This window comes from Gluconacetobacter asukensis (genome assembly GCF_014174375.1).
Classification (GTDB): domain Bacteria; phylum Pseudomonadota; class Alphaproteobacteria; order Acetobacterales; family Acetobacteraceae; genus Gluconacetobacter; species Gluconacetobacter asukensis.
Genome location: NZ_JABEQE010000010.1, coordinates 127,339 through 152,997, shown reverse-complemented (window position 1 = coordinate 152,997; position 25,659 = coordinate 127,339). Strand labels below are relative to the sequence as shown.

26 protein-coding genes, 1 tRNA gene and 1 pseudogene are annotated in these 25,659 nt (G+C 67.1%); 10 read left to right on the top strand and 18 right to left on the bottom strand.

Annotated elements, in window-relative coordinates; all coding sequences use genetic code 11:
- Positions 1-1,058: 1,058 nt before the first annotated feature.
- Positions 1,059-1,553 carry a DUF192 domain-containing protein gene (locus HLH35_RS12865; protein ID WP_408870124.1) on the bottom strand — a complete coding sequence of 165 codons (495 nt, stop codon included), beginning with the start codon at positions 1,551-1,553 and terminating at the stop codon, positions 1,059-1,061.
- Between the two features lie 47 nt (positions 1,554-1,600).
- Positions 1,601-2,281 (bottom strand): MBL fold metallo-hydrolase, encoded by a 681-nt coding sequence (locus HLH35_RS12860; RefSeq protein WP_182979499.1) that lies wholly within the window; start codon positions 2,279-2,281, stop codon positions 1,601-1,603.
- 185 nt (positions 2,282-2,466) lie between these two features.
- On the opposite strand from HLH35_RS12860, the gene HLH35_RS12855 reads away from it, so the two are divergent.
- The 4 genes from HLH35_RS12855 (at position 2,467) to HLH35_RS12840 (ending at position 5,701) form a co-directional block, all read left to right on the top strand.
- Positions 2,467-3,540, top strand: coding sequence for an XdhC family protein (locus tag HLH35_RS12855; RefSeq protein WP_182979518.1), 1,074 nt, complete (start codon positions 2,467-2,469; stop codon positions 3,538-3,540).
- Entirely contained in the window at positions 3,537-4,211 is a 675-nt protein-coding gene (locus HLH35_RS12850; protein ID WP_182979498.1) for a nucleotidyltransferase family protein, read from the top strand. Before HLH35_RS12855 ends, HLH35_RS12850 begins: the two co-directional genes overlap by 4 nt.
- 70 nt (positions 4,212-4,281) lie before the next feature.
- The gene (locus tag HLH35_RS12845; protein ID WP_182968635.1) at positions 4,282-4,632 is read left to right on the top strand and encodes a RidA family protein; all 351 of its coding nucleotides are present in this window, start codon (positions 4,282-4,284) and stop codon (positions 4,630-4,632) included.
- A 316-nt stretch (positions 4,633-4,948) separates the two neighbouring features.
- The gene (locus HLH35_RS12840; RefSeq protein ID WP_182979497.1) at positions 4,949-5,701 is read left to right on the top strand and encodes a CHAP domain-containing protein; all 753 of its coding nucleotides are present in this window, start codon (positions 4,949-4,951) and stop codon (positions 5,699-5,701) included.
- 221 nt (positions 5,702-5,922) lie between these two features.
- Here the strand turns inward: HLH35_RS12840 and HLH35_RS12835 are convergent, their stop codons facing one another.
- The 14 genes and pseudogenes from HLH35_RS12835 to rfaD all read right to left on the bottom strand — a co-directional run bounded on the left by HLH35_RS12835 (position 5,923) and on the right by rfaD (position 18,165).
- Positions 5,923-6,378 carry a 23S rRNA (pseudouridine(1915)-N(3))-methyltransferase RlmH gene (locus HLH35_RS12835; RefSeq protein ID WP_182979517.1) on the bottom strand — a complete coding sequence of 152 codons (456 nt, stop codon included), beginning with the start codon at positions 6,376-6,378 and terminating at the stop codon, positions 5,923-5,925.
- 14 nt (positions 6,379-6,392) lie between these two features.
- Positions 6,393-6,854, bottom strand: coding sequence for a ribosome silencing factor (gene rsfS / locus HLH35_RS12830; RefSeq protein ID WP_246385066.1), 462 nt, complete (start codon positions 6,852-6,854; stop codon positions 6,393-6,395).
- A gap of 129 nt (positions 6,855-6,983) precedes the next feature.
- Positions 6,984-7,601: pseudogene (locus tag HLH35_RS12825) on the bottom strand (nicotinate-nucleotide adenylyltransferase); the annotation flags it as partial.
- Between the two features lie 2 nt (positions 7,602-7,603).
- Positions 7,604-8,863, bottom strand: a complete 1,260-nt coding sequence (locus HLH35_RS12820) for a glutamate-5-semialdehyde dehydrogenase (protein WP_345148406.1) — start codon at positions 8,861-8,863, stop codon at positions 7,604-7,606.
- Positions 8,864-9,223: 360 nt separating this feature from the next.
- Positions 9,224-10,318, bottom strand: a complete 1,095-nt coding sequence (ychF, locus tag HLH35_RS12815) for a redox-regulated ATPase YchF (protein ID WP_182979495.1) — start codon at positions 10,316-10,318, stop codon at positions 9,224-9,226.
- Positions 10,318-10,896, bottom strand: a complete 579-nt coding sequence (gene pth / locus HLH35_RS12810; RefSeq protein WP_182979494.1) for an aminoacyl-tRNA hydrolase — start codon at positions 10,894-10,896, stop codon at positions 10,318-10,320. Before pth ends, ychF begins: the two co-directional genes overlap by 1 nt.
- A 34-nt stretch (positions 10,897-10,930) precedes the next feature.
- Complete coding sequence (locus HLH35_RS12805) at positions 10,931-11,572, bottom strand: 50S ribosomal protein L25/general stress protein Ctc (RefSeq protein WP_182968640.1); 642 nt, start codon at positions 11,570-11,572, stop codon at positions 10,931-10,933.
- Between the two features lie 110 nt (positions 11,573-11,682).
- Positions 11,683-12,279, bottom strand: coding sequence for a histidine phosphatase family protein (locus HLH35_RS12800; protein ID WP_182979493.1), 597 nt, complete (start codon positions 12,277-12,279; stop codon positions 11,683-11,685).
- A gap of 79 nt (positions 12,280-12,358) precedes the next feature.
- The gene (locus HLH35_RS12795; RefSeq protein WP_182979492.1) at positions 12,359-13,339 is read right to left on the bottom strand and encodes a ribose-phosphate pyrophosphokinase; all 981 of its coding nucleotides are present in this window, start codon (positions 13,337-13,339) and stop codon (positions 12,359-12,361) included.
- 119 nt (positions 13,340-13,458) lie between these two features.
- Positions 13,459-14,421: a hypothetical protein gene (locus HLH35_RS12790; protein WP_182979491.1), complete on the bottom strand. Its 963-nt coding sequence runs from the start codon at positions 14,419-14,421 to the stop codon at positions 13,459-13,461.
- On the bottom strand, positions 14,418-15,209 hold the full coding sequence (pgeF, locus tag HLH35_RS12785) for a peptidoglycan editing factor PgeF (protein WP_182979515.1): 792 nt from the start codon (positions 15,207-15,209) through the stop codon (positions 14,418-14,420). The genes HLH35_RS12790 and pgeF overlap by 4 nt, the downstream gene beginning before the upstream one ends.
- 35 nt (positions 15,210-15,244) lie before the next feature.
- Positions 15,245-16,279, bottom strand: a complete 1,035-nt coding sequence (locus HLH35_RS12780) for a class I SAM-dependent methyltransferase (RefSeq protein ID WP_182979490.1) — start codon at positions 16,277-16,279, stop codon at positions 15,245-15,247.
- 7 nt (positions 16,280-16,286) lie between these two features.
- Positions 16,287-17,141 carry a prolipoprotein diacylglyceryl transferase gene (lgt, locus tag HLH35_RS12775; RefSeq protein ID WP_182979489.1) on the bottom strand — a complete coding sequence of 285 codons (855 nt, stop codon included), beginning with the start codon at positions 17,139-17,141 and terminating at the stop codon, positions 16,287-16,289.
- A 43-nt stretch (positions 17,142-17,184) separates the two neighbouring features.
- Positions 17,185-18,165 (bottom strand): ADP-glyceromanno-heptose 6-epimerase, encoded by a 981-nt coding sequence (gene rfaD / locus HLH35_RS12770; RefSeq protein WP_182979488.1) that lies wholly within the window; start codon positions 18,163-18,165, stop codon positions 17,185-17,187.
- Positions 18,166-18,349: 184 nt separating this feature from the next.
- Between rfaD and HLH35_RS12765 the strand changes: the two genes are divergently transcribed.
- The 5 genes from HLH35_RS12765 to HLH35_RS12745 all read left to right on the top strand — a co-directional run bounded on the left by HLH35_RS12765 (position 18,350) and on the right by HLH35_RS12745 (position 21,101).
- Positions 18,350-18,673 carry an accessory factor UbiK family protein gene (locus HLH35_RS12765; protein WP_182979487.1) on the top strand — a complete coding sequence of 108 codons (324 nt, stop codon included), beginning with the start codon at positions 18,350-18,352 and terminating at the stop codon, positions 18,671-18,673.
- A 191-nt stretch (positions 18,674-18,864) separates the two neighbouring features.
- Positions 18,865-19,368, top strand: a complete 504-nt coding sequence (locus tag HLH35_RS12760; protein ID WP_182950292.1) for a type III secretion system chaperone family protein — start codon at positions 18,865-18,867, stop codon at positions 19,366-19,368.
- Positions 19,365-20,195, top strand: coding sequence for a pyrroline-5-carboxylate reductase (gene proC, locus HLH35_RS12755; protein ID WP_338029345.1), 831 nt, complete (start codon positions 19,365-19,367; stop codon positions 20,193-20,195). Before HLH35_RS12760 ends, proC begins: the two co-directional genes overlap by 4 nt.
- 104 nt (positions 20,196-20,299) lie before the next feature.
- A complete protein-coding gene (locus HLH35_RS12750; RefSeq protein WP_246385064.1) occupies positions 20,300-20,950 on the top strand; it encodes a TetR family transcriptional regulator in 651 nt (216 codons plus the stop codon).
- A gap of 76 nt (positions 20,951-21,026) precedes the next feature.
- A tRNA-Gln gene (locus HLH35_RS12745) sits at positions 21,027-21,101 on the top strand.
- 486 nt (positions 21,102-21,587) lie between these two features.
- On the opposite strand, the gene HLH35_RS12740 is transcribed toward HLH35_RS12745, so the two are convergent.
- A complete protein-coding gene (locus HLH35_RS12740) occupies positions 21,588-21,857 on the bottom strand; it encodes an HU family DNA-binding protein (protein ID WP_182968648.1) in 270 nt (89 codons plus the stop codon).
- Between the two features lie 247 nt (positions 21,858-22,104).
- On the opposite strand from HLH35_RS12740, the gene HLH35_RS12735 reads away from it, so the two are divergent.
- Entirely contained in the window at positions 22,105-23,025 is a 921-nt protein-coding gene (locus HLH35_RS12735; RefSeq protein ID WP_182979486.1) for a rhamnan synthesis F family protein, read from the top strand.
- Here the strand turns inward: HLH35_RS12735 and HLH35_RS12730 are convergent.
- Positions 22,934-25,651, bottom strand: coding sequence for a glycosyltransferase (locus HLH35_RS12730; RefSeq protein WP_338029344.1), 2,718 nt, complete (start codon positions 25,649-25,651; stop codon positions 22,934-22,936). The genes HLH35_RS12735 and HLH35_RS12730 overlap by 92 nt on opposite strands.
- Between the last annotated feature and the right edge of the window lie 8 nt (positions 25,652-25,659).

Below are 25,659 nucleotides of genomic sequence, written 5' to 3'. Positions count from 1 at the left end.
AAACTCGAAGCTATAAAAACGCATAAATCAAAGAAATATGCATCACAGCGTCCAAGCAGGCATCAATCAAACCCAGGCTAAACCCAGATCAAAACCAATCCCTAACAACCCATTCTCACAGGCCGTCAGAACGCCGCCAACATATCCCTTCCATTCCATATTCTATTGTCAAAGAACAACTTCTAATCTCAAACACCCCAGAAGGGCCAAAGAAACTAGCAGGTCATCCCCACCAGGTCAAGAACCTCAGCCCCGGCGGTGAAGAGCGATCTACACCCCACCCCTAACACCGTCAACAGCCGACTTTCGTCCAAGGGCATAAAAAATTCATCCCGACACCTCCCAGCCCGCCGCAAGGCGCAGGAAACCGGGATTTTTCCCGATTCAAAAAAATCACGTGGATGACTCAGAACTCCCCGGATACGCCCACCCGTGATTCGCCCTGCCGCCTTTCTCCGCGACATCCTGCGGCCAGCACCCGACTCATAGCTGAAGAAAACAGCGAATCAGGCGATCAGCGGCGCCACCGTCGCCTCCCGGTCGCATCAGCCCGACAACAGGATGGCCCTCTGGCATCTTGTCGGCCAACATCCCGCCAGCACCCTCATGATAAGGGGAGGCAGGCAGCCGGACTGGATGGCCGGCGCCAACGCCACCATGATCCCAATCCGCCAGAATTGCAGGGGAACGATTACGTCAGTTCCAGGTGGTCACCGAATCTGGGGCGACCGGGCGCCGGGCCGCGATGCCATGCACAAGAGGCACGGCCCCCGATCGTCACTTGCCGCAGCATGCGCGGCCAGCCGACCGTCTTCGCAGCCCCAGGGCAGCCCATTGCGGGACGGACCACCAATCCCGCCAAAAACCATCACAACCGCATCCGAGTCTGATCACCGATCGTTACCAGACCCGGCCCCATCGGACTTTGCGGCGCCATAACAGCGATTCGGCGCATGCATCCCAACATCGGTGCGGAACGGCCTGATCGGCCGCAGCCCCTCCAGAAGCGCAGGAAACACGCGTCGAATCGCCGGCAGAACAGCCCTGTCAGCTGTCTCTCAGCCCGCTGGGGCCGCGAGCGTCTTGCTGTCCACCTTGTCACCAACGACGATGCCCAGCTTTTCGGTCAGGCCGCCCTGCAATTCCAGCGTCGCGCGCACCGGACCATGGCTGCTGATCCGCGCCAGGCTCTGCGGCACGGCATTTTCGGCAATCGCCGAAATCCGCCCATCCTCGCCGATGAAGACGATATCCAGCGAGACCAGCGTATTTTCCATCCACATGTCGCTCTGCTGCGGATAGGGCCAGACGAACAGCATGCCGCGATCGGCCGGCACCGAGGTGCGGAACATCTCGCCGATGCGCTGCTGCTCAGGAGTGGTGGCCAGCTCGACGGAGAAGACATGCTTCGCCCCCTTCCCGCCCGTGATGGTCAGCGTCTCGCGCGACAGTTCAGACTGCGCCTTGGTCGGGGCGTCATCCTGGGCCCGGGCCGTTCCGACCATCTGCCCTCCGGCCAGCGCCACGACCAGACCGCACGCAGCGGCACACATGCGCATATCCCACATCATTCATTGCTCTCTTCTGTTTGTCGGCGACATCAGCGCAGGAACGGGTTGGTACGCCGCTCGGCGCCAATCGTGGTCATGTCCCCATGGCCGGGCAGGATCGTCACCTCGTCGCCCAGCGGCAGCAGACGATCGGTGATGGCCTGAAGCAGCTGAGGACCGTTTCCATAGGGAAAATCGGTGCGCCCGACCGATCCGCGAAACAACGTATCCCCCACGAAGGCAAAGCCGGCTTTCGGGTCGTGGAACACCACATGGCCAGGCGTGTGACCGGGAACATGCAGCACCGCCAGCGACCGGCCCAGCACCGGCAGGATTTCACCGTCGGTCACATAACGGTCCACCGTCACGTTGCCCATGCCCGTCAACCCATACCGGGCCGCCTGCGCCGCGATATCGGACAGCAGGAACGCATCGCGCTCATCCGGCCCGATGATCGGCACCGTTCCACCCTGGAGACGAACCAGTTCGTTACGCAGCGCATCCGCCCCACCGGCATGGTCCAGATGGCCATGCGTCAGCAGGATGCAATCCACCGTCAGGTCACGCGCCGCGAGCGCGTGCAGCAGGACAGGAACATCCCCGCCCGGATCGACCACCACCGCATGGCGGGTGACGGGGTCCCACAGGATCGCACAATTCTGCCCGAAGGCGGTCACCGGCACGACAGCCAGTTCCAGCCCGGCCAGATCCGGCGTGGAAGACAAAGACATGATGACGACTCCTGGCCTTACGCGCCGCGAAGGCGGGTTCCGGGCTGGTTTCCGACCTCCGGCCCGCACCCGGCACCAAAGGTTTCCGTTGTGTACGAGCCGGCGGCCAGTGGAGCAAGACTGCCCTGCCCCGCAGCGGGCACCGCTGGCCTGTCTATATCCGCGCTGATAGAGTGGCCGACATGATGTCGCAGCCCCTCCTTCACGATCCGCTGGACCTGGCCGTCGCCTGGGCCGAAGCCGGGCAGCCGGCGGCGCTGGCCACCGTCATCGCCACCTGGGGCAGTTCCCCCCGCCCCCCCGGCAGCATGATGGCGGTCAGTGGCGGCGGGCGCATCGAAGGATCGGTCAGCGGCGGCTGCGTCGAGGCGTCCGTCCTCGATGCGGCCATGACCGCGATGCATGATGGCCGGCCCAACCTGCTGTCCTATGGCGTGACATCGGAACAGGCATGGACAGTCGGCCTGGCCTGCGGCGGCGAACTGGACGTGCTGGTGGAAGCGATCGGACCAGGCGGCACCCTTCCCATGGCCATATTGCGCGCGGCGGTCGATTTGCGGCACCAGCGGAAACCGGCGCTGCTGGCGACGCGCCTGTCCGACATGCACCACATCCTGATCACACGCACGGCCAGGAATGAACCCACAAGCGTCGCGGGCGGCCCGATCGATCCGCACCTGGCCCCGATGCTGGAGCAGGTGTTCCGCGATGGCCGCAGCCGCCGCGTCACCAGTGCAGACGATGAATCCTGGTTCCTGCACCTGCTGACGGCACCCTATCGGCTGCTGATCGTCGGCGCGGTCCATATCGCCCAGGTCCTGGCCCCGCTGGCGACAACGATGGGCTTCGCGGTGACCGTCATCGACCCGCGCACACAACTGGCCACCCCGGAACGCTTCCCCGGCATCGCACTGGTCACCGAATGGCCGGACGAGGCCTTGGAAACCCTTGCCATCGACACCCATACCGCGATCGTCACCCTGACCCATGACGCCAAGCTGGACGACCCCACCCTGCGGACGGCATTGGACAGTCCTGCCTTCTATATAGGTGCGCTGGGGTCGCGTAAGACGCAGGCATCGCGACTGGCCCGGCTGGCAGCCGACGGTATCGGCCCCGAACGAACGGCACGGATCCACGGACCGGTCGGGCTGGCCATCGGCGCGATCGGCGCTTCCGAGATCGCCCTGTCGATCCTGGCAGAAATCGTGGCCGTGCGCCGCGACGCAGCCCTGGGCCGCCACCCCGGCTGGACATGATTCCGGCTCCAGCCCCCATCACCGCATTGATTCTGGCCGCCGGCCAGTCGTCACGCTCGGCCCCGCACCACAAGCTGCTGGTCGCCGACGCTACGGGCACACCGATGATCGCCCGCACTGTGCAGGCCGTATGCGCCAGCACGGTCGACCATGTCGTCGTCGTGCTGGGCCACCGCGCGGCAGAGCTGCGGGCCGCGATCGACGCCCACGCACCCTATGCCCGGCCCGTAAGCATCACCGTCGCGGCCAACCATGCGACAGGCCTGTCCGCCAGCCTGCGCGCCGGCCTGCAGGCAATCGCCGACCGGCCCGCCGCAGGCGTGCTGGTCTGCCTGGGCGACATGCCGCACCTTCGCCCCGACCTGATCGACCGGCTGATCACCCGCCATCGGCGCGACACACCACCCGTCACCATCCCCGTTCACGCCGGGCGACAGGGCCATCCCGTCCTGTGGGACCGGACGATGATCCCGGAGTTGATGACCCTGGACGGCGACCGGGGCGGCGGCGCCCTGATCCGCACCCTGGACGCCCACGCGGCCACCGTGCCGGGCGACGAGACGATCCACGAGGATTTCGACACGCCCGCCCGGCTGGAACAGTTCGCCGCGTCAATGCCGTCCCTTGGGCCGCCCCCTGGGCCTTCCCCGGGGCCACCCCAGGGCGGTTGACCGCCCCCGGCCCGGTGTCGGAGAAGGGCAGGCGCGGCCCGGGTGGCCGCCAACATGAAGGACTGGCCCAATGAGCAAGATCATCCGCACGGAACCGAACGCGATCCTGTCCAAGGTCGTGGAATATCACGGCTTCCTGTTTACCCAGGGTTTCGTCGCGCGCGACCTGAAGGGCGACGTCTCCGCCCAGACGCGCGATATTCTGGAGCAGATCGACGAAGCACTGGAACTGCACGGCACGGACAAGACGCGCCTGCTCCAGGCCCAGATCTGGCTGAAGGACATCACCGACCGCGACGCCCTGAATGTCCTGTGGTCCGCCTGGCTGCCCAAGGATGGCGCCCCGGCCCGCGCCTGCGTCCAGGCCACCATGGCCAGCCCGGACGTCCTGGTCGAGATCATGCTGATCTGCACCAAGTAAGCCCTCGACCCGCTCGGGAGCGGGACCCGTCAGCCACATCGGCTGTCGCTTTTATGCAACGGGTCCCGATTCCGATTCTGCTGCCGCCTGCCTCGGGCCTTCCGTCCGCCATTCTCCCCGCAATTTCCATTTTCCATTGAAAAACTGCGGTCTGTGTTTTTTAATGAGGAATATATTCCTATTTTTTGAATCCAAACCGCCGGTTTTCTGAAAATGTCACCGATCGCGCATGAGAAATGCGGCGGCGTCTTGTCAGGGTTGCGACCTCATTGCTACGCCTGTCTGGGCAACGACAGTGCGTATGAGGTCTTGTGGGATGCGGGCAGGCGGTTTGGGACGTGCGTTCCTCTTTTCTGTAGCAGCGGCGTCCTTGGGCCTCGTCTTCTCCTCCAACGCAGATGCCCGCCAGTCGGTTCATCGCGCCACGCATATTACCCATGCCAATCATACGGCCTACGCTGCGCATCACGGACGCCACGTCGCGTTCCGCACCGGCAGGCATCATGAAGCAGGCCGGGTCATCCAGTGCGTGGCCTTCGCCAAGTCGGCATCCGATGTCATGCTGCACGGAAATGCCGTCAACTGGTGGTACAACGCCGCCGGTGTCTACGCCCGCGGTGCCGCGCCCGAAGCCGGCAGCATCCTGAATTTCCGCGCCAACCGCCGCATGCCGCTGGGTCATGTCGCGGTCGTCCGCCAGATCGTCGACAGCCGCACCATCGTGATCGACCAGTCGCATTGGGCCCAGCGCGGCATCAGCCGCAACGTGGCAGTGATCGACGTCTCGCCCAACAATGACTGGACGGCGGTTCGCGTCGCGCTGAACCAGAACGGCGCCTATGGCAGCATCTATCCGACCTACGGGTTCATCTATTCCCGTCCGGACACCAGCGGCCGCATCATGACCGCCAGCAGCGAGCGCTCGATCCCGCAGACCGTCAACAGCGCACCGAGCGACCTGCGCCACCCGATGCGGACGACCGAAGTGGCCGAAGCGCCCGAGAGCCTGCCGAGCATCACCTACGGCCACGCCTTCCGCGAAGACGCCCCGAACCGTTCCATTCGTTAAGACCTGATCGAAACACTGACGGATCACCGCCGCCGCGCATAACATTCGGGCTCCAAAAGCCTGCTTGGAAATGTGGGCTGGTAAGCGAGAGCGGCCCGGAACGGGTCGCGCCCGTCGTGTGTTTCCGAGCATCGGAGCGGAGCGGCCTCAATGGCCGTGAGCACCGAAGCACAGGAAACGCGCGTCGGATCGCCACCAGCGCGCATTTCCAAGCAGGCTTTTCAGGGGCGTCCGGCGCGGTGGTATGGGTGCCCTGACGCAATCGCCCGCGCGCGATAAAGCTGCTCGGCCAGCAACCCACGCACCAGCATATGCGGCCACGTCATGGGCCCCAGCGACAATGTATCGTCGGCACGCGCCAGCACCGGCCCGTCCAGCCCTTCCGCTCCCCCGATCAGGAAACAGACCGGCCGCGACAGGCCCAGCCAGCGCTCGACATGCCGGGCAAAATCCAGGCTGGCATGCGCCCGTCCGCCCTCGTCCATTGCAATGACGAAGGCCCGGTCAGGCAGGGCGGAGAGCAGAGCCTGCCCTTCGCGCCGCTTGATTTCCGCGGCGGCCCCCCTGCCCTCGGCAACCTCGACCATATCCAGCTTCGGCGTCAGCCGATCGGCATAACGCTGGAACAGGTCGCGTTCCACACGGTCCTTCATGCGCCCGACAGCGATCAGCCGCATCATCGGACCGCGTCCTACTCAGCCTCCGGCGCCCCGCCGGGCGGCACGTCGAGATCGGCCCCCCACATGCGTTCCAGGCCGTACTGGGCCCGCGCCTCGGTCTTGAACAGATGCACGACAATGTCGCCGGCATCGATCAGCACCCAGTCGGACCCATTCGCGCCTTCGATCAGCACCCGCTTCAGCCCCGCTTCACCCAGCTTGCGCTCCAGATGCGTCGCCATGGCCGAAATCTGGCGGTCGGCAATACCGGTCGCGATCACCATCCGGTCGGCGAACGACGCACGCCCCGTCAGGTCCAGCACCACAATATCCTCGCCCTTGTCGTCGGCCAGGCTCTCGGTGATGACCGTCAGATATTTCTCGAGCTTGCTGATTTCCGCCGGTTCGCGGTTCACCGCCTTGCCGGGGCCGGCAACGGCCGCCTTCTTGCGCGGCGTGCCCGGCGCCCGTGCGGCACCGGGTACCGCGGCCAATCCGGCCGGAGTCTTTCTGCCGGTCGTGCCGGCTGTCTTCTTGGGTGCCGTGCGACGAGTGGTACCCGTATCGGCCGGAGGCTTCCTGGCGATGACTCTTACTCCTGCTTCATCCTGTGCGGGATCATCTTGCCGCGCCATCGCACTCTTCAACGCGCCGGCACGCAATTCCGTTGCTGATATACCGATCTGCGGGGCAGGAAGAAAGGCCCAGGCGCACGGCGCGCTATCCGCCAGGGTCGGCGCCTCCCGCGCCGGCCGCCGCCAGCGGCCGAGCGCCAGCGCCGCCCGCCCCCGCAAAGCCGCCGGATTGTAAGATGGCCGGGGCAGCACCGCGAACGGAACCATCGAGACAATACGCCGCCAGCGCCGCCAACGGGGCAATTCCGCCAGCCCATCCGCCCCCATCAGCCAGACGAATTCCACATTGGGAAAACGCCTGACCAGCAACGCCAATGTGTCGACGGTATAGCGTGTTCCGAGATGCCGCTCGATATCGGTGGCGATGATGCGCCGCCCATCGACCTGTGCCGCCACCGCCGCCAGCCTGGTCGCAAGCGGCGCCATGCCCTTGGCAGGTTTCAGCGGATTGCCCGGCGAGACCATCAGCCAGACCTGATCGAGCCGCAACAGCCGCAACGCCCGCCGCGCCAGTTGCAGATGGCCGACATGCACCGGATTGAACGATCCCCCCAGGAGACCGACCCGAATACGCCGCCCGTCCCCCCACACCGGAAGCGCTGTCATGGTCAGGGACGAAGCTGGCCCGTCCCGATGACTTCGTACCGAAAAATCGTCAACTGCTCCAGCCCGACCGGGCCGCGGGCATGGATGCGCCCGGTCGCAATGCCGATTTCCGCCCCGAATCCGAACTCCCCGCCATCGCAGAACTGGGTCGAGGCATTCCACATCACCACCGCGCTGTCGGTGCCGTTCAGGAACTTGGCCGCGACCTCGGCATCCTCGGTCACGATCGCCTCGGTATGCGCGCTGCCGAACCGCGCGATATGCGCCAGCGCGTCGTCCACATCATCGACCACCGCGATCGACAGGATCGCATCCAGCCATTCGGTACCGAAATCGGCGTCGCTGGCGGCCGGCAGATCGGGCAGAATCGCCCGCGCCCGCGCATCCGCCCTGAAGGCACATCCCTTGGCCGTCAGATCCGCAACAATGCCCGGCAACAGCGCCGGCGCCACCGAGGCATCGATCAGCAGCGTCTCGGTCGCACCGCAGATCCCCGTCCGACGCATCTTGGCATTGATCACCAGCCCCCGCGCCATCTCCGGATCGGCGGCTTCATGGACATAGGTGTGGCACAGCCCCTCGGCATGCGCGAGCACGGGCACCCGCGCCTCGCGCTGCACGCGCTCGACCAGCGACTTGCCGCCACGGGGAATGATCAGGTCGATCTGCCCGGCCGCCCCCAGCATGTCCGCCACATGCCGCCGGTCGGCATCGGGCGCGATCTGCACCGCCGCCTCCGGCAGACCGGCAGCGCGCAGGCCGGCCGCCATCGCCCCATGAATGGCCCGCGCGCTATGCAGGCTTTCCGACCCGCCGCGCAGGATCACCGCATTGCCCGACTTGATGCACAGGCCCGCCGCATCGGCCCCGACATTGGGCCGGCTTTCATAGATCATGCCGATCACGCCCACCGGCGTGGCCACCCGGCGGATCTGCAATCCGTTGGGCCGCGTCCAGTCCGCCAGCACCCGCCCGACCGGATCAGGCAGCTGCGCAATATCTTCCAGCCCCGCCGCCATCGCCTCCACCCGCGCCGGGGTCAGGGTCAGCCGATCACGGAACGCGGCGGTCGCGGTAGATGCGGCAAGATCAAGCGCATTCGCCGCCAGGATCTCGTCCTGCCGCTCCCGCAGGGCAGCCGCCGCATAGCGCAGGGCGGCGTTGCGCGTCTCGGACGAACTCTGCGCCAGAACCCGGGCAGCGGCACGGGCCCGCGCGGCCAGCTCCGGCATGGCCGGGACCCACTGGCCCTCTGCTTCCATGACGGACGTGACTGCGTTCATAGCCGGCCTCCCTGCCTCGATAACGGCTCATTTTCGAACCGCACGCCCGGCATGGGCAAGGGAGAAAAAAGCCGGGCGATCGTTTCTCGTTCTTTTTTGCAAAAAAGAACCAAAAAACTCTGATTCGTTCAGGAGCCTTGCGCTTGCACCGTGCAAAGCTCCTGAACGGAAAAAGTCTTTTTGCTTCTTTTTCTCCAGAAAAAGAAGCAGACACCGACACCCCTCAGAGCCAGACCGAAAATGTGGGCTGGTGAGCGAGAGCGGCCTTATCGGCCGTGAGCACCGAAGCGCAGAAAACGCGCGTCGGATCGCCACCAGCGCGCATTTTCGATCAGGCTCTCACACATTAAAGCGGAACAGCAGGACATCCCCATCCTGCACCACATAATCACGGCCTTCGATCCGCAGCTTGCCTGCTTCCTTGGCCCCGGCCTCGCCCTGATACCGGACATAATCCTCATAGGCGACGGTCTCGCAGGCAATGAAGCCCCGCTCGAAATCGTTATGGATCACCGCGGCGGCCTGCGGCGCGCGGGTGCCGGCCGTAATCGTCCAGGCACGGGTTTCCTTCGGCCCGACCGTGAAATAGGTCCGCAGCCCCAGCAGCCCGTACCCGGCGGCGATCACGCGATCCAGCCCGCTATCGGTCAGGCCCAGCCCTTCAAGGAATTCCTTGCGGTCCTCGGCGCCCAACTGGCTCACCTCGGCCTCGATCGCCGCCGAAACGACGACCGTGGCAGCACCTTCGGCCTCGGCCCGGGCGCGCACGCGCTCGGAGAACGCATTGCCGGTGGCCGCCGAAGCCTCCTCGACATTGCACACATACAGGACCGGCTTGCTGGTCATCAGCTGCAGGCGGCGCACGGCCTCCTCCTGCCCGGCCGGGATCGCCTTGCGCGCCGGCTGTCCCTCGCGCAGGGCCGCGATCAGCGGCTCCATCAGCGCGACCTGGGCGGCGGCCTCGCGGTCATTGCCCTTGGCCTTCTTCTGCAGCGCGACGATCCGCTTTTCCAGCGACTCCAGGTCGGCCAGCATCAGCTCGGTCTCGATAATCTCCGCATCGCGGATCGGATCGACCCCGCCTTCGACATGCGTGATGTCGTCATCCTCGAAACAGCGCAGCACATGGATGATCGCATCCACCTCGCGGATATTGGCCAGGAACTGGTTGCCCAGCCCCTCCCCGCGCGAGGCGCCGCGCACCAGGCCCGCGATATCGACGAATTCCAGGCTGGTCGGCAGAATTTTCTGCGACTTGCCGATCGCCGCCAGCGCCGACAGGCGCGGGTCAGGCACCGCCACCCGGCCGACATTCGGCTCAATGGTGCAGAAAGGATAGTTCGCGGCCTGGGCCGAAGCCGTCTCGGTCAGGGCGTTGAACAGGGTCGACTTGCCGACATTCGGCAGGCCCACGATACCGCAATTGAACCCCATCAGCCCTTCTCCCCGGCCAGCATGGCCATTTTGGTCATGAACAGTTCGGGCTTCCCGTCCGCAAGGACCGGCGCCGTGTCGGACAGGCCGTCGAGCATCGGCTCCAGCCAGTCCTGATCGCTTTTCGAGAAATCACCCAGCACATGGCCCGTCACACGCTCGCGCGCGCCGGGGTGCCCGATGCCGAGGCGTACCCGCCAGTAATCCTGGCTGCCCAGCATCCTGTCCATCGACCGCAGGCCGTTATGGCCCGCCGCCCCACCGCCCCGCTTCACCCGCACCCGCCCGGGCGCCAGATCCAGCTCGTCATGGAAGGCAGTGATGGACTCGACCGGTATCTTGTAGAAGGCAGCCGCCTGCTGAACGCTTTCGCCCGAAAGGTTCATATAGGTCATGGGCTTGAGCAGCAGCACCTTGTGCGTGCCCACCCGCCCCTCGGCGACCTCGCCGCGAAAGCGTTTCCGCCATGGCGTGAAGCCATGGCGGGACGCGATGCGGTCGACGGCCATGAAACCGACATTGTGCCGATGCCGGCTCATTCCCGGCTCAGGATTACCGAGCCCGGTCCAGAGCAGCATTACGCGTTCCTGTCGTCTGGCCGTCTGGCCGTTCTTACTTCTTCGCCGCGCCCTTGCCCGGAGCCGCCTTGGCCGGGGCCGCCGCTGCTTCGGCAGGAGCCGTGTCGTCGACGCTCGGCGCCGCGACGGTGGCGATGACGAAGTTCGGGATCTGCAGAAGCGGCGTCACATCCGCGGTGCCCTGCAGATCGTCCCAGCGCACGTTGTCGTGGATGTCGAGCTGCGACAGATCGACCGTGAACGAGGACGGAATGTTCGCCGGATCGACGCTGACTTCCACGCTGTGGCGGACGATGTTCAGCACGCCGCCGCGCTTGATGCCGGGGGACTTGTCTTCACCGGTGAAGATGATGCGCACTTCGACATGCACATGCTCGCCGGCGGCCAGACGCTGGAAGTCGACATGGACCGGCTGGTCGGTCACCGGGTGAAGCTGCACTTCACGCATCAGCGCGGTGGACGACACACCATCGACGGTGATGTCATACACGCGCGAACGCCAGCCGCCCTTGTGCATCTCGCGCAGCACCAGACGCGGGTCCAGCGCGATCAGCGTCGGTTCCTGCTTCGCACCATAGACAACGGCCGGCACCTGACCGGCACGCCTCGTCGCGCGCGCTGCCCCCTTACCAGCCTTCGCGCGCGAAGAAGCCTCGAGTTTCGTAAATTGGGTCACTGTAATGCTCCTGAAAACCTGTTCACGCAGGCCTCCAGGGGTGCCCGCGCGTGGGGGCGTTTAACGGAAAAGCCCGACCGAGGCAAATATTTCGGCACCAACCGGCGCCCTCAGCCCATCACGTCCAGGCTCCACACCGCAGCTCCTGCCGTCGGCGGCTGAACCCACAGGGGCGTGGCATTGGGCAGGCGCACATTGGCCGGCAGCCCCATCGCCGATCGCAGGGCACGGAACATCGCCCCATGGCAGACGATCAGCACCGTCCCCTCGCCATCCAGCGCCCGGTTCACGGCCGCCACCGCCCGGGCACGCAGCTCGGCGAACGGTTCGGCACCCTTCGGCGTATACTCTCCGGCAATCCAGCTATCGTACCAGTCGCCCATGGGCTGACCTTCCTGATCGCCGAAGCAGACCTCCTGAAGCCCGTCATCCACCGCAACCGGCAGGGCTTCCGCCCCTGGTGCCGCCATCGCCCGCGCCACGATCTGCGCCGTACGCAGGGCCCGGCAGAGCGGCGAGGACACGATCCGCGCCACCGGCGCATAGGCGGCCTCATCCCGGGCCAGCAGCGCACCCGCCGCCTCGGCCTGGGCGATCCCGCGCGCGTTCAGGGGAATATCGGACCGCCCCTGAGAGCGCCCCTCGGCGTTCCAGTCCGTCTCGCCATGACGCAGATACCAGTAAGGCCGGGCGATCATCCGGGTCATGTCCGGGGGCTCCTATTATCGATCCACCCATCCCGGATAGGTCGCCGGCACCCCACCGGTCAATCCGATGCGCGTCCCCTCAATCGAACAGAGAGGAAACCGAGCTTTCATCCGACACCGCCCGCATGGCGCGCGACAGCAGGTTGGCGGTGCTGATCTGGCGGATATTCTCCGCCTTCGCCACGGCTTCGGTCTCGGCGATGCTGTCGGTCAGCGTCAGCATGCGGATCGGCGACTGGGCGACGCGCGACACCGCACTGCCGGTCAGCACGCCATGGGTCACATAGGCCTCGACCGCCGCCGCGCCCTGGTTCATCAGCGCCACGGCGGCGTTGCACAGCGAACCGCCGCTATCGACGATATCGTCGACCAGGATGCAGTAGCGGCCGCGCACATCGCCGATCACATTCATCACCTCGGACACACCGGCCCGCTCGCGCCGCTTGTCGATAATCGCCAGGTCCACATTCAACCGCTGGGCCAGTTGCCGGGCGCGCACCACGCCGCCGACATCGGGCGAGACGATCATCAGATTCTCGAACCCGCCGGGAATATCCAGCGCCGGCGCCGCATAGGGCAGCGAACCGGGCTCGATCCGCCCCTTGATGTCGCGCGTGAACAGCGGCGCGGCATAGAGATTGTCCACCGGAATATCGAAGAAGCCCTGGATCTGCATCGCATGCAGGTCCATCGTCAGGATACGGTTCGCTCCGGCCTCGACCAGCAGGTTCGCCACCAGCTTGGCGCTGATCGGCGTGCGGGGGCCGGATTTGCGATCCTGCCGCGCATAGCCGAAATAGGGCATCACCGCCGTGACCCGACGCGCCGACCCGCGACGCAGTGCGTCGAGCATGATCAGCAGCTCCATCAGATTGTCATTGGTCGGCGAGCAGGTGCTCTGAATGACGAAGACGTCCTCGCCACGCACATTCTCGTGGATCTCGACGAACACTTCCATGTCCGCGAAACGCCGGACCGAGACATTGCACAGCGGCATCCGCAATTCCGCCGCGACCTTCTCGGCCAGGGGCAAATTGCTGTTACAGGCGACGATCTTCATCTGGCAACGCTCCCGGACGGCGCACTCATGGCTGGCGCGCGGGTTCTAGCAATCGCGCCCCGTCCTGTCATCCGTCTCGCGTATCGATCGCGCATGTCGGCCATGCCGCGAACGCGGGATCATCCCTGGCGTTGCGCCTTCGCCACAGCAGGCACCCCGGCCGGCGGCGGCAGAGGCGCGTTATCACGCCCCGAATAGCGCGAAATCACCTGTCGGACCCCACCCGCTGCCTCCTGCGCAGCGGCAAGGGCCACCTCGCCCCAATGCCCGTCCAGCGAATGGGCATCGATGTCATGCAACTGCGTGGCAGCCCCCGATTCCTTGCCCTGCGCGTCCACCACCCGCCAGACCAGTTGCAGATGCTGCTGCGGATGGCCGGAGCCCCCGGGAATGACCTCGCTGACGCTCACCGCGCAGGCGACGGTGAAATCCGCCTCGCGCGGACTCTCCTGCACCGCATCCTCGGCATCGCGCAGCGACGCCACAAACGCCTGGGCCAGTGCCACGTTGCCATCGCCCGGCGCGCCCTTCACCCCGGCGAAATAGATCCGCGCGGCACGATGTTTCAGACTGTGCGGGTCCTGCGCCATCTGATCGGCCTGGATGCCCGTCAGGGCACCCGCGATCGCCAGTGCGAGCTGGCGCGCGGACTGGCGCAGCGCCTCCGCATCGCCGGCCGCCCAGGCGGCAGCGGGAACACCCACCCCTTCCCCGGACCCGCGCACCACGCCGGCCGGCGTCATGATGCTGTAGGTCGGGATCACCTGCCCGCCACGCGTCTCCGCGCCCAGCCGCAGCCACCAGTCGCCGGGGCGCACCGGCTGAGCCAGGGCCGGCACCGTCTGCTCCAGCAGGGCGGCCGCCATGTCGCGGCTCCATTCCCGTGCGGCATCGTCACCCAGCAAGGCCGCCGCCGGCAGCGGAATCGCCAGCCGCGCGGGCGGCGCATTGCGGGCCAGCGACCGCCCCACCTGCCCCGGATCACGGAACGGATGCGGCACGTCCAGACATCCGGACAGAAGCAGCAGGCTGGCAGCACCGGTCAGGCCAGCGAGACGACGAACAGGAAGCACGCGAATCATGCCAGACCTGTAGCACCAGCCGGCGCAATGACCGAAATCTGATGCCCGATCGGCCCACCCCCGGCCAGAGTCCGCCGCCGATGGCTGAAAAAGCGCACCTCGTCGCCCAGCGTGTCGACACCCAGCGCCACCGCCTGCCCCACGCCCGCACGGCGCAGGCGCGCCACGCAATACCCCGCCAGATCGAACTGGAAATGATCCGCCCGCCGGCCAGCGGCAAAGAACGATGCCGCCGCCGGATCGGCCGCCAGCGCCTGGGCGCGCATATCGCCCCCGACCTCGTAACTGTCCTGCGCAATGCACGGACCGACGACCGCCCGCACCGAAGACGCCGCCGCCCCCAGCGCCACCATGGCCGCCAGCGTCGCCTCCAGCACACCGCCGACGGCCCCACGCCAGCCGGCATGCGCCGCCCCCACCACCCGACCGTCCGCCGAGGCGAACAGCACAGGCCCGCAATCGGCGGTAATCACCCCGAGCGCCAGCCCCGGCCGGTCGGTCACCATCGCGTCGGCGGCCGGCCCCTGCCCCACCGGCCAGGGCACCGTCACCGTTGCCACCCCGTCGCCATGAACCTGCGTCACCCCCAGCAGATGCTCCGGCGCCACACCCATGGCCAGCGCCACCCGCCGCCGGTTTTCCGCCAGCGCCGCCGGGTCGTCGCCCGAGCGGGTCGAACAGTTGAGGCTCGCATAAGGCCCCTCCGACACGCCGCCCAGCCGGGTAAAGAACCCGTGCGGCACACCGCCCAGCAGGTCATGATGCAGGATCGCATCCGAGGGAATCATCCCCCCGACATCGTCACGGATCATGGCATCCTCCCTCATCGCACATCGCCCCCGGCCGGCTCGACAGCAAAGCCGGGGGGCGCGGGCAGACCCGGCGACGTGATCGCCAGAGCCTTGAACAGGCGCCCCATCCGGTCCGGCGCCGCCAGCCGCTGGGCGGCGTCATGTATGGCATGGGCTTCCACCGGCGGCCGGTTGCGGGCCAGTTGCTCCGCCCGCGCGAACAGGCCCAGCCCGGCCAGCAGCGCCCCCTGCGTCACGCTGCCATGGCAGGCCGCCCCCGCCGCCGCACGGGCAAGGGCCGCGAAATCGACATGCGCCGTCAAGTCGGCCAGCCCGGGATCGGCCAGCGGCCAGGCCGGCTGGCCATCCCGCAGGGCCTGCAACGTGTCGCCCCACAGCGCGCCGTCATACCCGTAATCGATGAACAGGGCCGTGCCGGGCGACCGGGCAAACCGCGCCGCCAGCCCCCGCGCCACCGCCAGCGCCTCCGGGCAGCATTCCAGGATCTCGCCCTCGGGCACGGGCCGGTCGAACGGCCCCTCCGGCAGGTCGCCCGCCGGCAGGGCCACAAACCCCACCCCGTCCACAAAGCGTTCGCTCCACCCCGCCCCGGTCCTCACGAACTGCCGGATCGGCAACGCATCGAGAAATTCATTGGCCAGCAGGATCACCGGCCCGTCCGACAGCGCCTCGATCCGATCATGCCACGCCACGGGCTGCGCCGTCCGCCCCGCCAGCGCCGCGCGCTGCACCTCCCGCAGCCGGGGCGAGGTCTCGACCAGATGCACCCGCGCAGCCGCATGGCAATCCGGGGCAACCCGCGCCAGCAGCCGCGTCATGTCGGCCATCAGCGTACCGCGCCCCGGCCCCGCCTCGGCCAGGATGAACGGGTCCGGCCGCCCCATCCCCTGCCAGGTGATGGCCACCCACGCACCGAGGATCTCACCGAACATCTGCGAGATCTCGGGCGCGGTGACAAAATCGGCGAACGGGTCGCGCCCAGCATAATAGGCCGCATTGGCCCGCGCCATGAACCGGTCCAGCCGCTCCGGCATGGTGCCGCTCATGGGCCGCTCACGGGCGCTCCGCCTCTTCCGTCCCGATTGCGGCCGGCATCAGCACCGGACGCGGCGGCCTCATCATCGCCTGCGCCATCAGTCCCGCCCCCGCGATCGCCATCGGAATGCACAGGATCTGCCCCATCGTGGTCCCGAAGGGCAGGAACCCGATAAAGGCGTCGGGCTCGCGGAAGAACTCGCAGAAACTGCGCGCCACCGCATAGCCGAACAGGAACAGCCCGGCGAGGAAGCCCGGCCGTTCGCGAATCCGCTCGCTGCGCGCCACCAGCCACATCACGGTGAACAGTACCGCACCTTCCAGCAGCGCCTCATACAGTTCCGAAGGATGGCGCGGCTCCGGCCCCGCCTGCGGAAAGACCATCGCCCAGGGCAGGTCCGCCGACGCGGCACGGCCCCACAATTCCCCGTTGATGAAATTCGCGACCCGGCCCAGCCCCAGCCCCATCGGCACCACGACGGTCACCCGGTCGGAAAAGGCCAGAAAACTCAGACCGTTGCGCCAGGAAAACAGCGCCAGCGCCAACACCACCCCCAGCGCGCCGCCATGAAAGGACATCCCGCCATGCCATACCTGCAAGGCAGACAGCGGATGCTCCAGGTAAAGCTGGGGCTGATAGAACAGGATATAGCCCAGCCGCCCCCCCAGCACGACGCCGAGCGTGGCCCAGGTCAGGAAGTCGTCGACCTGCTCCGGCGTGGCGGCCCGGGGCGCCAGGGTCACCAGATGGCGCACCAGCCGCCAGCCGACCAGCAGCGCGGTGATATAGGCCATGGCATACCAGCGGATCGCCAGCGGCCCGACATGCACCATGACCGGATCGAATTGCGGAAAGATCAGTACAGGCAGCATGCGGCGTCCTTCGACGTCGAAAGGGGCAGAGACCGGGCGGGCGTCACAGATACGCGTCGTCGGTGGCGAGATAATCGTGAACGTAACGGCGGATGCCATCCTCCAGCGACGTGAAGGGCCTGGTGTATCCCGCCGCCCGCAGCCGCGTCATGTCGGCGCAGGTATAGGATTGATATTGCCCGCGCAGCGCCTCGGGCATGTCGACGAAGGAGACCTGCCGGGGCAGCCCGGCGGCATCGCAGACCGCATGGGCCAGGTCCAGATAGGTCCGCGCGACGCCGGTGCCGCAATTGAACAGCCCGCTGACCTGCGGATTGTCCAGCAGCCACAGCATGACGTTCACCACGTCTCCCACCCAGATGAAGTCGCGCGCCTGCGCCCCATCGGCCAGCCCCGGCACGTTCGAGCGGAACAGCGTGGCCGGCTGGCCACGACGCACCTCGTCGTACTTCACCTTCACGACCGAGATCATGCCGCCCTTGTGGTACTCGTTGGGGCCGTAGACGTTGAAGAATTTCAGCCCCGCCCATTGCGCGGGCGCCGGCTCCCCCGCGGCGACCCAACCCTGCACATGGCGGTCGAACACATGTTTCGACCAGCCATACAGGTTCAGCGGCCGCAATGCCTCCAGCCGCGCCGGATCGTCGGAAAACAGCTCCGGCCGGTCGGCGCCGCCATAGGTCGCGGCCGAGGACGCATAGATGAACCGCGCCCCTTCCCGCGCGCACCACTGCCACAGGCGCGCCGACAGATCGACATTCGTGCGCCAGACCAGGTCGCCATCCCGGGCGGTCGTCTCGCTGATCGCGCCCATATGCAGCACGGCCGACACGTCCGGCCGACTGTCCAGGAACGCTTCCAGCGCCTCGGGGGCCACCAGCCGGTCGGGCGCATGGCGCGCCACGTTGCGCCATTTGTCGCCCGTCCCCAGCCAGTCGACGACCACCGTCTCCTCGCCCCGCGCCCGCAGCGCCGCCTGTAGACATGAGCCGATGAAACCGGCCCCTCCGGTGATGATGATCATGCCCTACTCTATAAAACAGATCGCAGCAGGTTCGAAGAGGCGCCACGTCAGCCACCCACCCATCCGCATTGGCGGATGGCCTTGCGGCGCCGGACTGTCTATATGCTGCGCATGCAATTCCCTGGTCCGTGCCGCCCCGGCGGGTGCGGGCACAGACCCGGCAGTGAACACAGGAGGACCCGCCATGTCCGACAGGCCACGTTTTTTTGACGATCTCGCCGGTGTCGCCGGCGGCGCGCTCTCGGCCCTGGCCGGCGTGCGCGAGGAGGTCGGCGCCATCGTCCGCGTGCGGGTCGACGAAGTGCTGTCGACGCTGAACCTGGTCCGGCGCGAGGAATTCGAGGTCGTGCGCGAACTCGCCGCCCGCGCCCGCGCGGCCCAGGAGGATTCCGACGCCCGCCTGGCGGCGCTGGAAGCACGAGTCGCGACGCTGGAAGCCGTCATCACCCCGGACCAGCCCTTCCCGGCCCCTGAACCGCCGGGCGGCCCGTTCGGCAATTACGCCTGAAAAATAAATTTTTCGTCTCCATTGTCCGCACGCATGCGCGTGCGCTTGCCAGCATGGCAAGACCGCCCATAGGGTTGGGGTGTGACCGCGTTCCCACCCGTGGCGGGAACGGCACACGGTCCGTTCTGCAGACGTACGGGGTCCGACGCACGACGCCGGCCCCCTCCCTCCACGGCCTAGGGGAGTCCCACATGCCTGCCCTCTCCATCTCCTCTCCCAAGCACGACGCCAACCCGCTCGACCTGATGGAACAGATCGTCGGCGGGTACGAATGGGCGTTCGAACGCCGCAACGATTCGGAAATGGCCGCCGAAGCCCCCGGGAAATGGTGCGACTACGGTCTGTACTTCTCCTGGTCGCGCGAAGTCAGCGCCATGCATTTCACCTGCACGTTCGACCTCAAGGTCCCGCCCCAGCAGCGCCGGGCCCTGTTCGAACTGGTGGCCCTGGCCAACGAGCGGTTGTGGATCGGTCATTTCGGGATGGACCTGGAAAGCGGGATGCCACTGTTTCGCCACGCCGTCCTGCTGCGCGGCGCGCCCGGCGCGTCGATGGAAAGCCTGGAAGACATGATCGACATCGCCATCACCGAGTGCGAACGCTTCTACCCCGCCTTCCAGTTCGTGCTGTGGGGCGGCAAGACCCCGACCGAGGCGCTCGAGGCCGCCATGCTCGACTGCGCGGGCGAGGCGTGACCGAGGGAAAGACCCCGGCAGGTTCGCTTCCCCCGCTGCTGCTCGTCGGATGCGGGCAGATGGGCGGGGCGATGCTGGCCGGCTGGCTGGCGGACGGGCTGGCCCCGTCCGTCATTCTCGACCGGCACCGCGACGATATCCCGGCACCGCACAGCGTGGTCCGGCAGGCCTCCGACCTGCCGGACGATTTCACGCCCGCCCTGATCATCCTGGCAACGAAACCGCAGAAGGCGGCCGAGATCCTGCCCTCCATCGCGCGTTTCGCCCGCCATGCGCCCATCCTGTCGGTCATGGCCGGCAAGACGGTCGGCGGCCTCACCGCAGCCCTTGCCGAAGCCGGCACTCCGGGCGCGACCGTCATCCGCGCCATGCCCAACACGCCCAGCGCCGTCGGCCAGGGCATGACCGTCTGCTTCGCCCCCCCTGCCGCGACCGAGGCCGACCGCGCGCTGTGCACCCGCCTCCTCTCGGCGGTGGGCGACGTGGCCTGGGTGGCGGACGAGGCGCAGATGGACGCCGTCACCGCCGTATCCGGCAGCGGCCCGGCCTATGTCTTCCTGCTGGCCGAACTGATGGAGCAGGCCGGCATCGCCCAGGGCCTGCCCGCCGACCTGGCCCGGCGGATCGCCCGGCGCACCGTCTCGGGCGCCGGCGCACTGATGGAGCAGTCCGGCATCGACGCGGCCGAACTGCGCCGCCGCGTCACCAGCCCCGGCGGCACGACCCAGCAGGCGCTGGAGGTGCTGATGGCCGCGCGGGCCTGGCCGGCGACGATGGAGCAGGCCATCGCCGCGGCGGCGCGGCGCGCGCACGAACTCGCATCCTGAGCGGCGAACTTGCACGCGCCTGCGCCGTAATTTAACCGCAATGAAGACCAAGCCTCCCGGATCGGCCGGACCAGGCCACAGACCAGATGACCGTCAGAAAGCTTATGGATAACGATCAGTTCGACGATGCCCTGCTTCGCGCCGCCATGGAGCGTGCCGCCCTTTACGGTTGGGGACGGCTGACCGTCGTCGATGCCGCGCGCGATGCCGGCGTGCCGCTGGACGAGGCCCGGCGCCGCTTTCCGGTCAAGACCGCCATCCTGCTGAAGCTGGGACGGCTGGCCGACGAGTCCGCCCTGGTCGATGACGGCAGCACCGGGGACGTGCGGGAACGGCTGTTCGACGTGCTGATGCGCCGCTTCGACGTCCTGCAGCAATATCGCGAGGGCGTGCGCGCGGTCATGCGCGCCCTGCCGTTCGACCCCGCGCTGGCCCTGTTCCTGGCCGCCACCACGGCCGAGAGCATGCGCTGGATGGCGGGCGCCGCCGGCCTCGACATCTCCGGCCCCGCGGGCGCGCTGCGCATCCAGGGCCTGATCGGCGTCTGGGCCTATACGATGCGCGCGTGGGAACGCGATGACAGCGAGGACATGTCCCGCACCATGGCGGCCCTGGACCAGGCGCTGGACCGCGCCGCCCGCCTGGGCAGCATGCTGACCCGCCGCCGCGCGGCCACGCCGGAGATCACGCAGCCCATGGAGCCGATCGATCCGTCGATCGACCTGCCGCTCGACCCGCTGCCCGACCAGTTCTAAACCCGCGATACAGAACCCCCTTTACGCGGCCCCGTCCTTCCCTCTAGAAGGGCGTGGCCGACATGATCGGGTCCAATGGGGCGTAGCCAAGCGGTAAGGCAGCGGATTTTGATTCCGCCATGCGGAGGTTCGAATCCTCCCGCCCCAGCCAATCCGACAACGCGATGACACGCTCCCCCGCCGATGCCCCCTCGAAAGAAGAGGTCGGGAACGGCAGGCCGTGCATACGCAACGGCACCCATTCCCATCGCCGCCGCGGCGGCCTCTTCATATTGATTTCGAAAAGAAATATGGTATTGAAGCATTCCGTTGCACGATCGCATCGTCAGCCGGTCATGACAATTGTCCCCGGCGCGCGGCCGGCCGCATGCAGCCCGTCCGCAACAGGTGACCAGTGGACCCGGATGTCGGGATTTCACAATCAGAAAGACATGCGCAGGATATTTCCGGCCTCGATCCTGACAGACCGAAATCGCGGCCACTCCTGGCGCTGACGACGCCATAATCGCGTCAAGACCGGGCATCCGAAGAACAGAACCGGCACGCCCTCTCCGACCGAGCAGAGAAAGCGGATCTTTCTACGCCCGTCTTGCGGGCGTGGGCCACGGCCGACAGGCGGCCGTGGCGGGAAGGCTGTTCAGACCGCCTTCTTCAGGTTCGGACTGGCCTTGAAACGAACGGTCTTGCCGGCCTTCACCTTCACCGGCTCGCCGGTGCGCGGGTTCAGCGCCTTGCGCGCCTTGGTCTTCTTGACCGTAAAGGTCCCGAAAGACGGCAGCGTGAACCCGCCTTCCTTCTTCAGTTCCTTGACGATCGCGGCAATCAGATCGGACGCGGCCTGGTTGGCGGCGACCCCCGTGCAGTCGATCGAATCCTGGATGACGGCTGCAATGAAGGCTTTGCTCATGTGTTCTCTCTTCTCCTGCCAGGTCCTGGAAATACATTCGCGACGGGGTGGACCGTCGCGACGCTCTGAATCAGCGGTCGCGGCTTTTAGCGCGCTGTTAAATATTATGCCACAAAATTCTTTGATGCATACGAATTCTTGCTGACACGCACTACGAAATAGCCACCCCTTCCCGAAACTGCCCGATTTCGCGGAAAACTGGACAAGAGACGATGAAAGATAACGGACTCGCACCACTTTTCGTCCGATGACCCGGCCGCGCGTCACCTGCCTGTTCGCCCAATACGACCCGGCAGGCCTGCTGCGCCCACATGTCCGCCATTACCTGGGCGAGCTCGCCGCCAGCGGCATGACGGTCCATCTCGCACTTTCGGGGGCCTGCGACCTGTCGGCGGATATCGCCCGCTTCTGCGCGGAGCGGGGCATCACGCCGCATCTCCGGCCCAATCGCGGCATGGATTTCGGCGCATGGCAGGATCTCCTGGCCGCCGGCTGCGCCAGGGGCGCCGAACGGATCGTCCTCGCCAATGACAGCGTGTTCGGCCCGCTGCGTCCCCTGGCACCGATCCTGGACCGCATGATGGCGCGCCCCGCCGATGTCTGGGGCCTCGTCGAATCCCGCTTTCCGGTCTGGCATCTGCAATCCTGGTTCCTGTGCTTCGGCGCCGATGCACTCGCCCACCCGGCCATCCGGCGCGTCCTCACCCTGCCATTCGCCGAGATGAACAAGGACGAGATCATCCTGCACGGCGAAATGGGCCTGGGCACCGCCATCCGCGCGGCGGGCCTGCACGCCGCCTCGGCCTGGGCCGACACTGCACGGGGGCCGCGCCGCCTCGTTCCCGTCAATCCGATGCATATCGACTGGCTGTCGATCGCGCGCGCGCCCGACACCCCCTTCATCAAGATCGAGCTTCTGCGCGACAATCCATGTGGAATCGGCTGGACAAACGCCTGGCGCGACCTGCTGGCAAAACGCGATCATTTCCCCGCCGCCTGGATCGACGACATGCTGCGTGGCCGGCCCGACACCGCCTGCATGGCCGGGTGGAAAAGCCGCCTGCTGTTCCTGCTGCTCAGCCGGGACCGGCCGGCAATCCTTCGGGCCATGACCCGGCGGCCCCCCGCAGCAGTTCCAGCAATGTCTCCGCCTGCTGTTGCCAGGTAACCAGCTGGCTCTTGCAGGGATTGACATGGCCCGCCAGACGGTCCGGCCGGTCCAGCAATTCCGTCACCGCCGCCACGAGTTCGCCCGTCTCGGCCGTCAGCCCGATCAATGTGCCGTTCACGCCGGCCACGATATCCTCCGCCTGCCCCCCCGGCGCCGAGGCAACAACCCATACATCGCGGGCCAGGGCCTCGCGTACGGTCAGGCCATAGCTTTCCGGCCAGCATGACGGAAACAGCAGGACGTCGATCGAATCAAAGAAGGCATCGATCGTCCCGTCATCATAGGCCGGCACCACCTCGACCGCGCCCCGCGTCCGCCAGTCGGCGACGTCGATCGTGTTCATGCCCAGCACCGTCTTGTTATCGACCAGGCGCAGCACCCAGTCTCCCCGCTCCAGCGCCTCGAACGCGGCACGGATCAGCGGATAACCCTTCACCGCCTCCACACCCCCGACATAGCCGAAACGCAGCGGGCTGCCGGCCGGCCGCCGCGATCTGCGCCCGACCGGCCAGCGAAAGCCGTTGCGATGCACCACGATCCGCGCCGGATCGACACCATTGGCCAGATGCAGGTCGCGATGCGTGGCGCTGGGGCTGAGCAGAAGTGCTGCATCGCGCAACGCGGCCCCCGCCAGCGCCGCGCGATCCTCCAGATACCGCGCCTCCGGCCGGCAGCGCTGGCAGGCCCGAAGATCGATCCGTTTCTGGCCGCAGAAACGCCCATCCGCGCGCACCATGAACTGCCGGTCGCACAACCACCAGGAATCATGCAGCGTGATGACATAAGGAATGCCCCGCGCCCGGCACACATCCACCAGCCCCACGCCCAGCCCCTGGGTGGCATGAAGATGGACCACATCGGGACGAAACGCCGCGACATGCTGCTCGAACAGCGCGGCGGCCGCCGGATGGTGAAACATCATGATGCCATCGGCCGTCGCCGGCAGATCGACCGCCACCACCGGCACGCCGCGATGCGTATAGCGCGCCGCCGCCGCCGGACGGTCCGGATCGCCCGCATGGCCCGGCCGGGCCGTGAAGACCGACAGCTCGGCCCGCCCGCCGGCCCGCAGCCGCTCGACCATTTCCACGGCAACATGCGTCGCCCCGCCGAAAGCCCGTGGCGGGTAATAGACATTCACGCACAGCACCCTCAACCGCCCGTCCCGGACCACGGGCGGCGGCGCACCGAATGCCGCCCGCAGCTGCGCCTGCGCCACCCGCGCAGGCGCATAGCGCGCCATGACATCGGCACGCGCCCGCTCCCCCACGGCGCGCCGCAGCGCCCCATCGCCCGCCAGCGCCAGCAGCGCACGCGTCCACTCCCCCTCGCTCGCGGCCAGACAACCGGTGTGGCCATCGACAATCACATCGGCAAAAGCCCGCCGGGGCGAACAGACCAGTGGCACGCCGACGGCAGCAGCTTCCAGATATTTGATGTTGCTCTTCGCATCATTGAAGACACTGTCTTCCAGAGGCGCGATCGCGATATCCGCGCGCGCCATCAGCGCCAGATAATCCGCATAGGGCCGGCCGGGCAGCACCACGACCCGCTCACCCAGCGCCCGCATCGCAGGCGGCAATGCCAGCTCGCCCACAATCCACAGCACCAGCCTTGCATCTTCCGCCATCGCCGCGATCAGCCCAGGCGCCGCCACAAGAAAATCGGCATCATGCGTACGCGTGCCCGATCCGTAGATCACGACGACCGGTCCACCCTCGTCGTCCGCACGCGGCGGCAGAGACGCAAGCGCCGACCGCGCCGCATCCAGCGTTTCCGCATCAAGCGCATTGTCGATAACGGCCACGTCCGCCACGCCGGCATCCCGCATCGCCTGTGCCAGGACCGGGGTGGAGGCAATGCCCTTTCCGCACCCCAGCATGCAGGCACGGAACAATCCGGCCCCAAACAGCAGGCGTCCGCGCTCCTGCTTCGACAGCATCGCCAGGTTGCCGTTCCGGGCATAGAGGTCACGATCGAAGATCAGATCGTCGACTTCCCACCAGGACGGAATGGCCAGGCGGCACGCCTCGTCCAGCATCCCCTGCACGGACGCAAAGGCCGGCACGCGGTAGAACACCACGCCGGAACAGAATTGCAGCGCGCCGAGCGCCTCGGCGGTATGGCGCCAATCCACCACCCGGCATGCCCAGCCCAGAAGCCGCATCTGTTCGACGCGCTGCCAGACACGATATTTCGCGCATTGCGACAGGCTGAGTTCCGCAATGACCAGGATCAGGGGCGTCCAGTCGGCCGGCGCCACCACGGGCAGGCTCTCTCCCTGCCCCCCGCGCAATGGGGCGCCGGCCGCGCGCGGAAACAGCGCGCGCCCGACATAGCCCAATGCCGGCCCGATTCCGTCACGCCCGACCCGGGCCCACAGGCGCGCCGCCGCCTCGCTCAACGGGCGGCCGAACGGATCGCGACCACGCGTCATCGCCCGGATAATCCGTGCCACACGCAGGAGGCGACCGGACAGGGCCCGATCCTGTATCGCCATCAGATGGCGCAACTGGTCCAGTTCCGCCCGCAGATCCGCCGCCCGCGCGGCCTGCAGCCGCACGCCGGCCTGCGCAAGACCAGGATCGTCGGACAGCGACAGGCCGGAGGCGGAACCGTCCACGTGCCGCG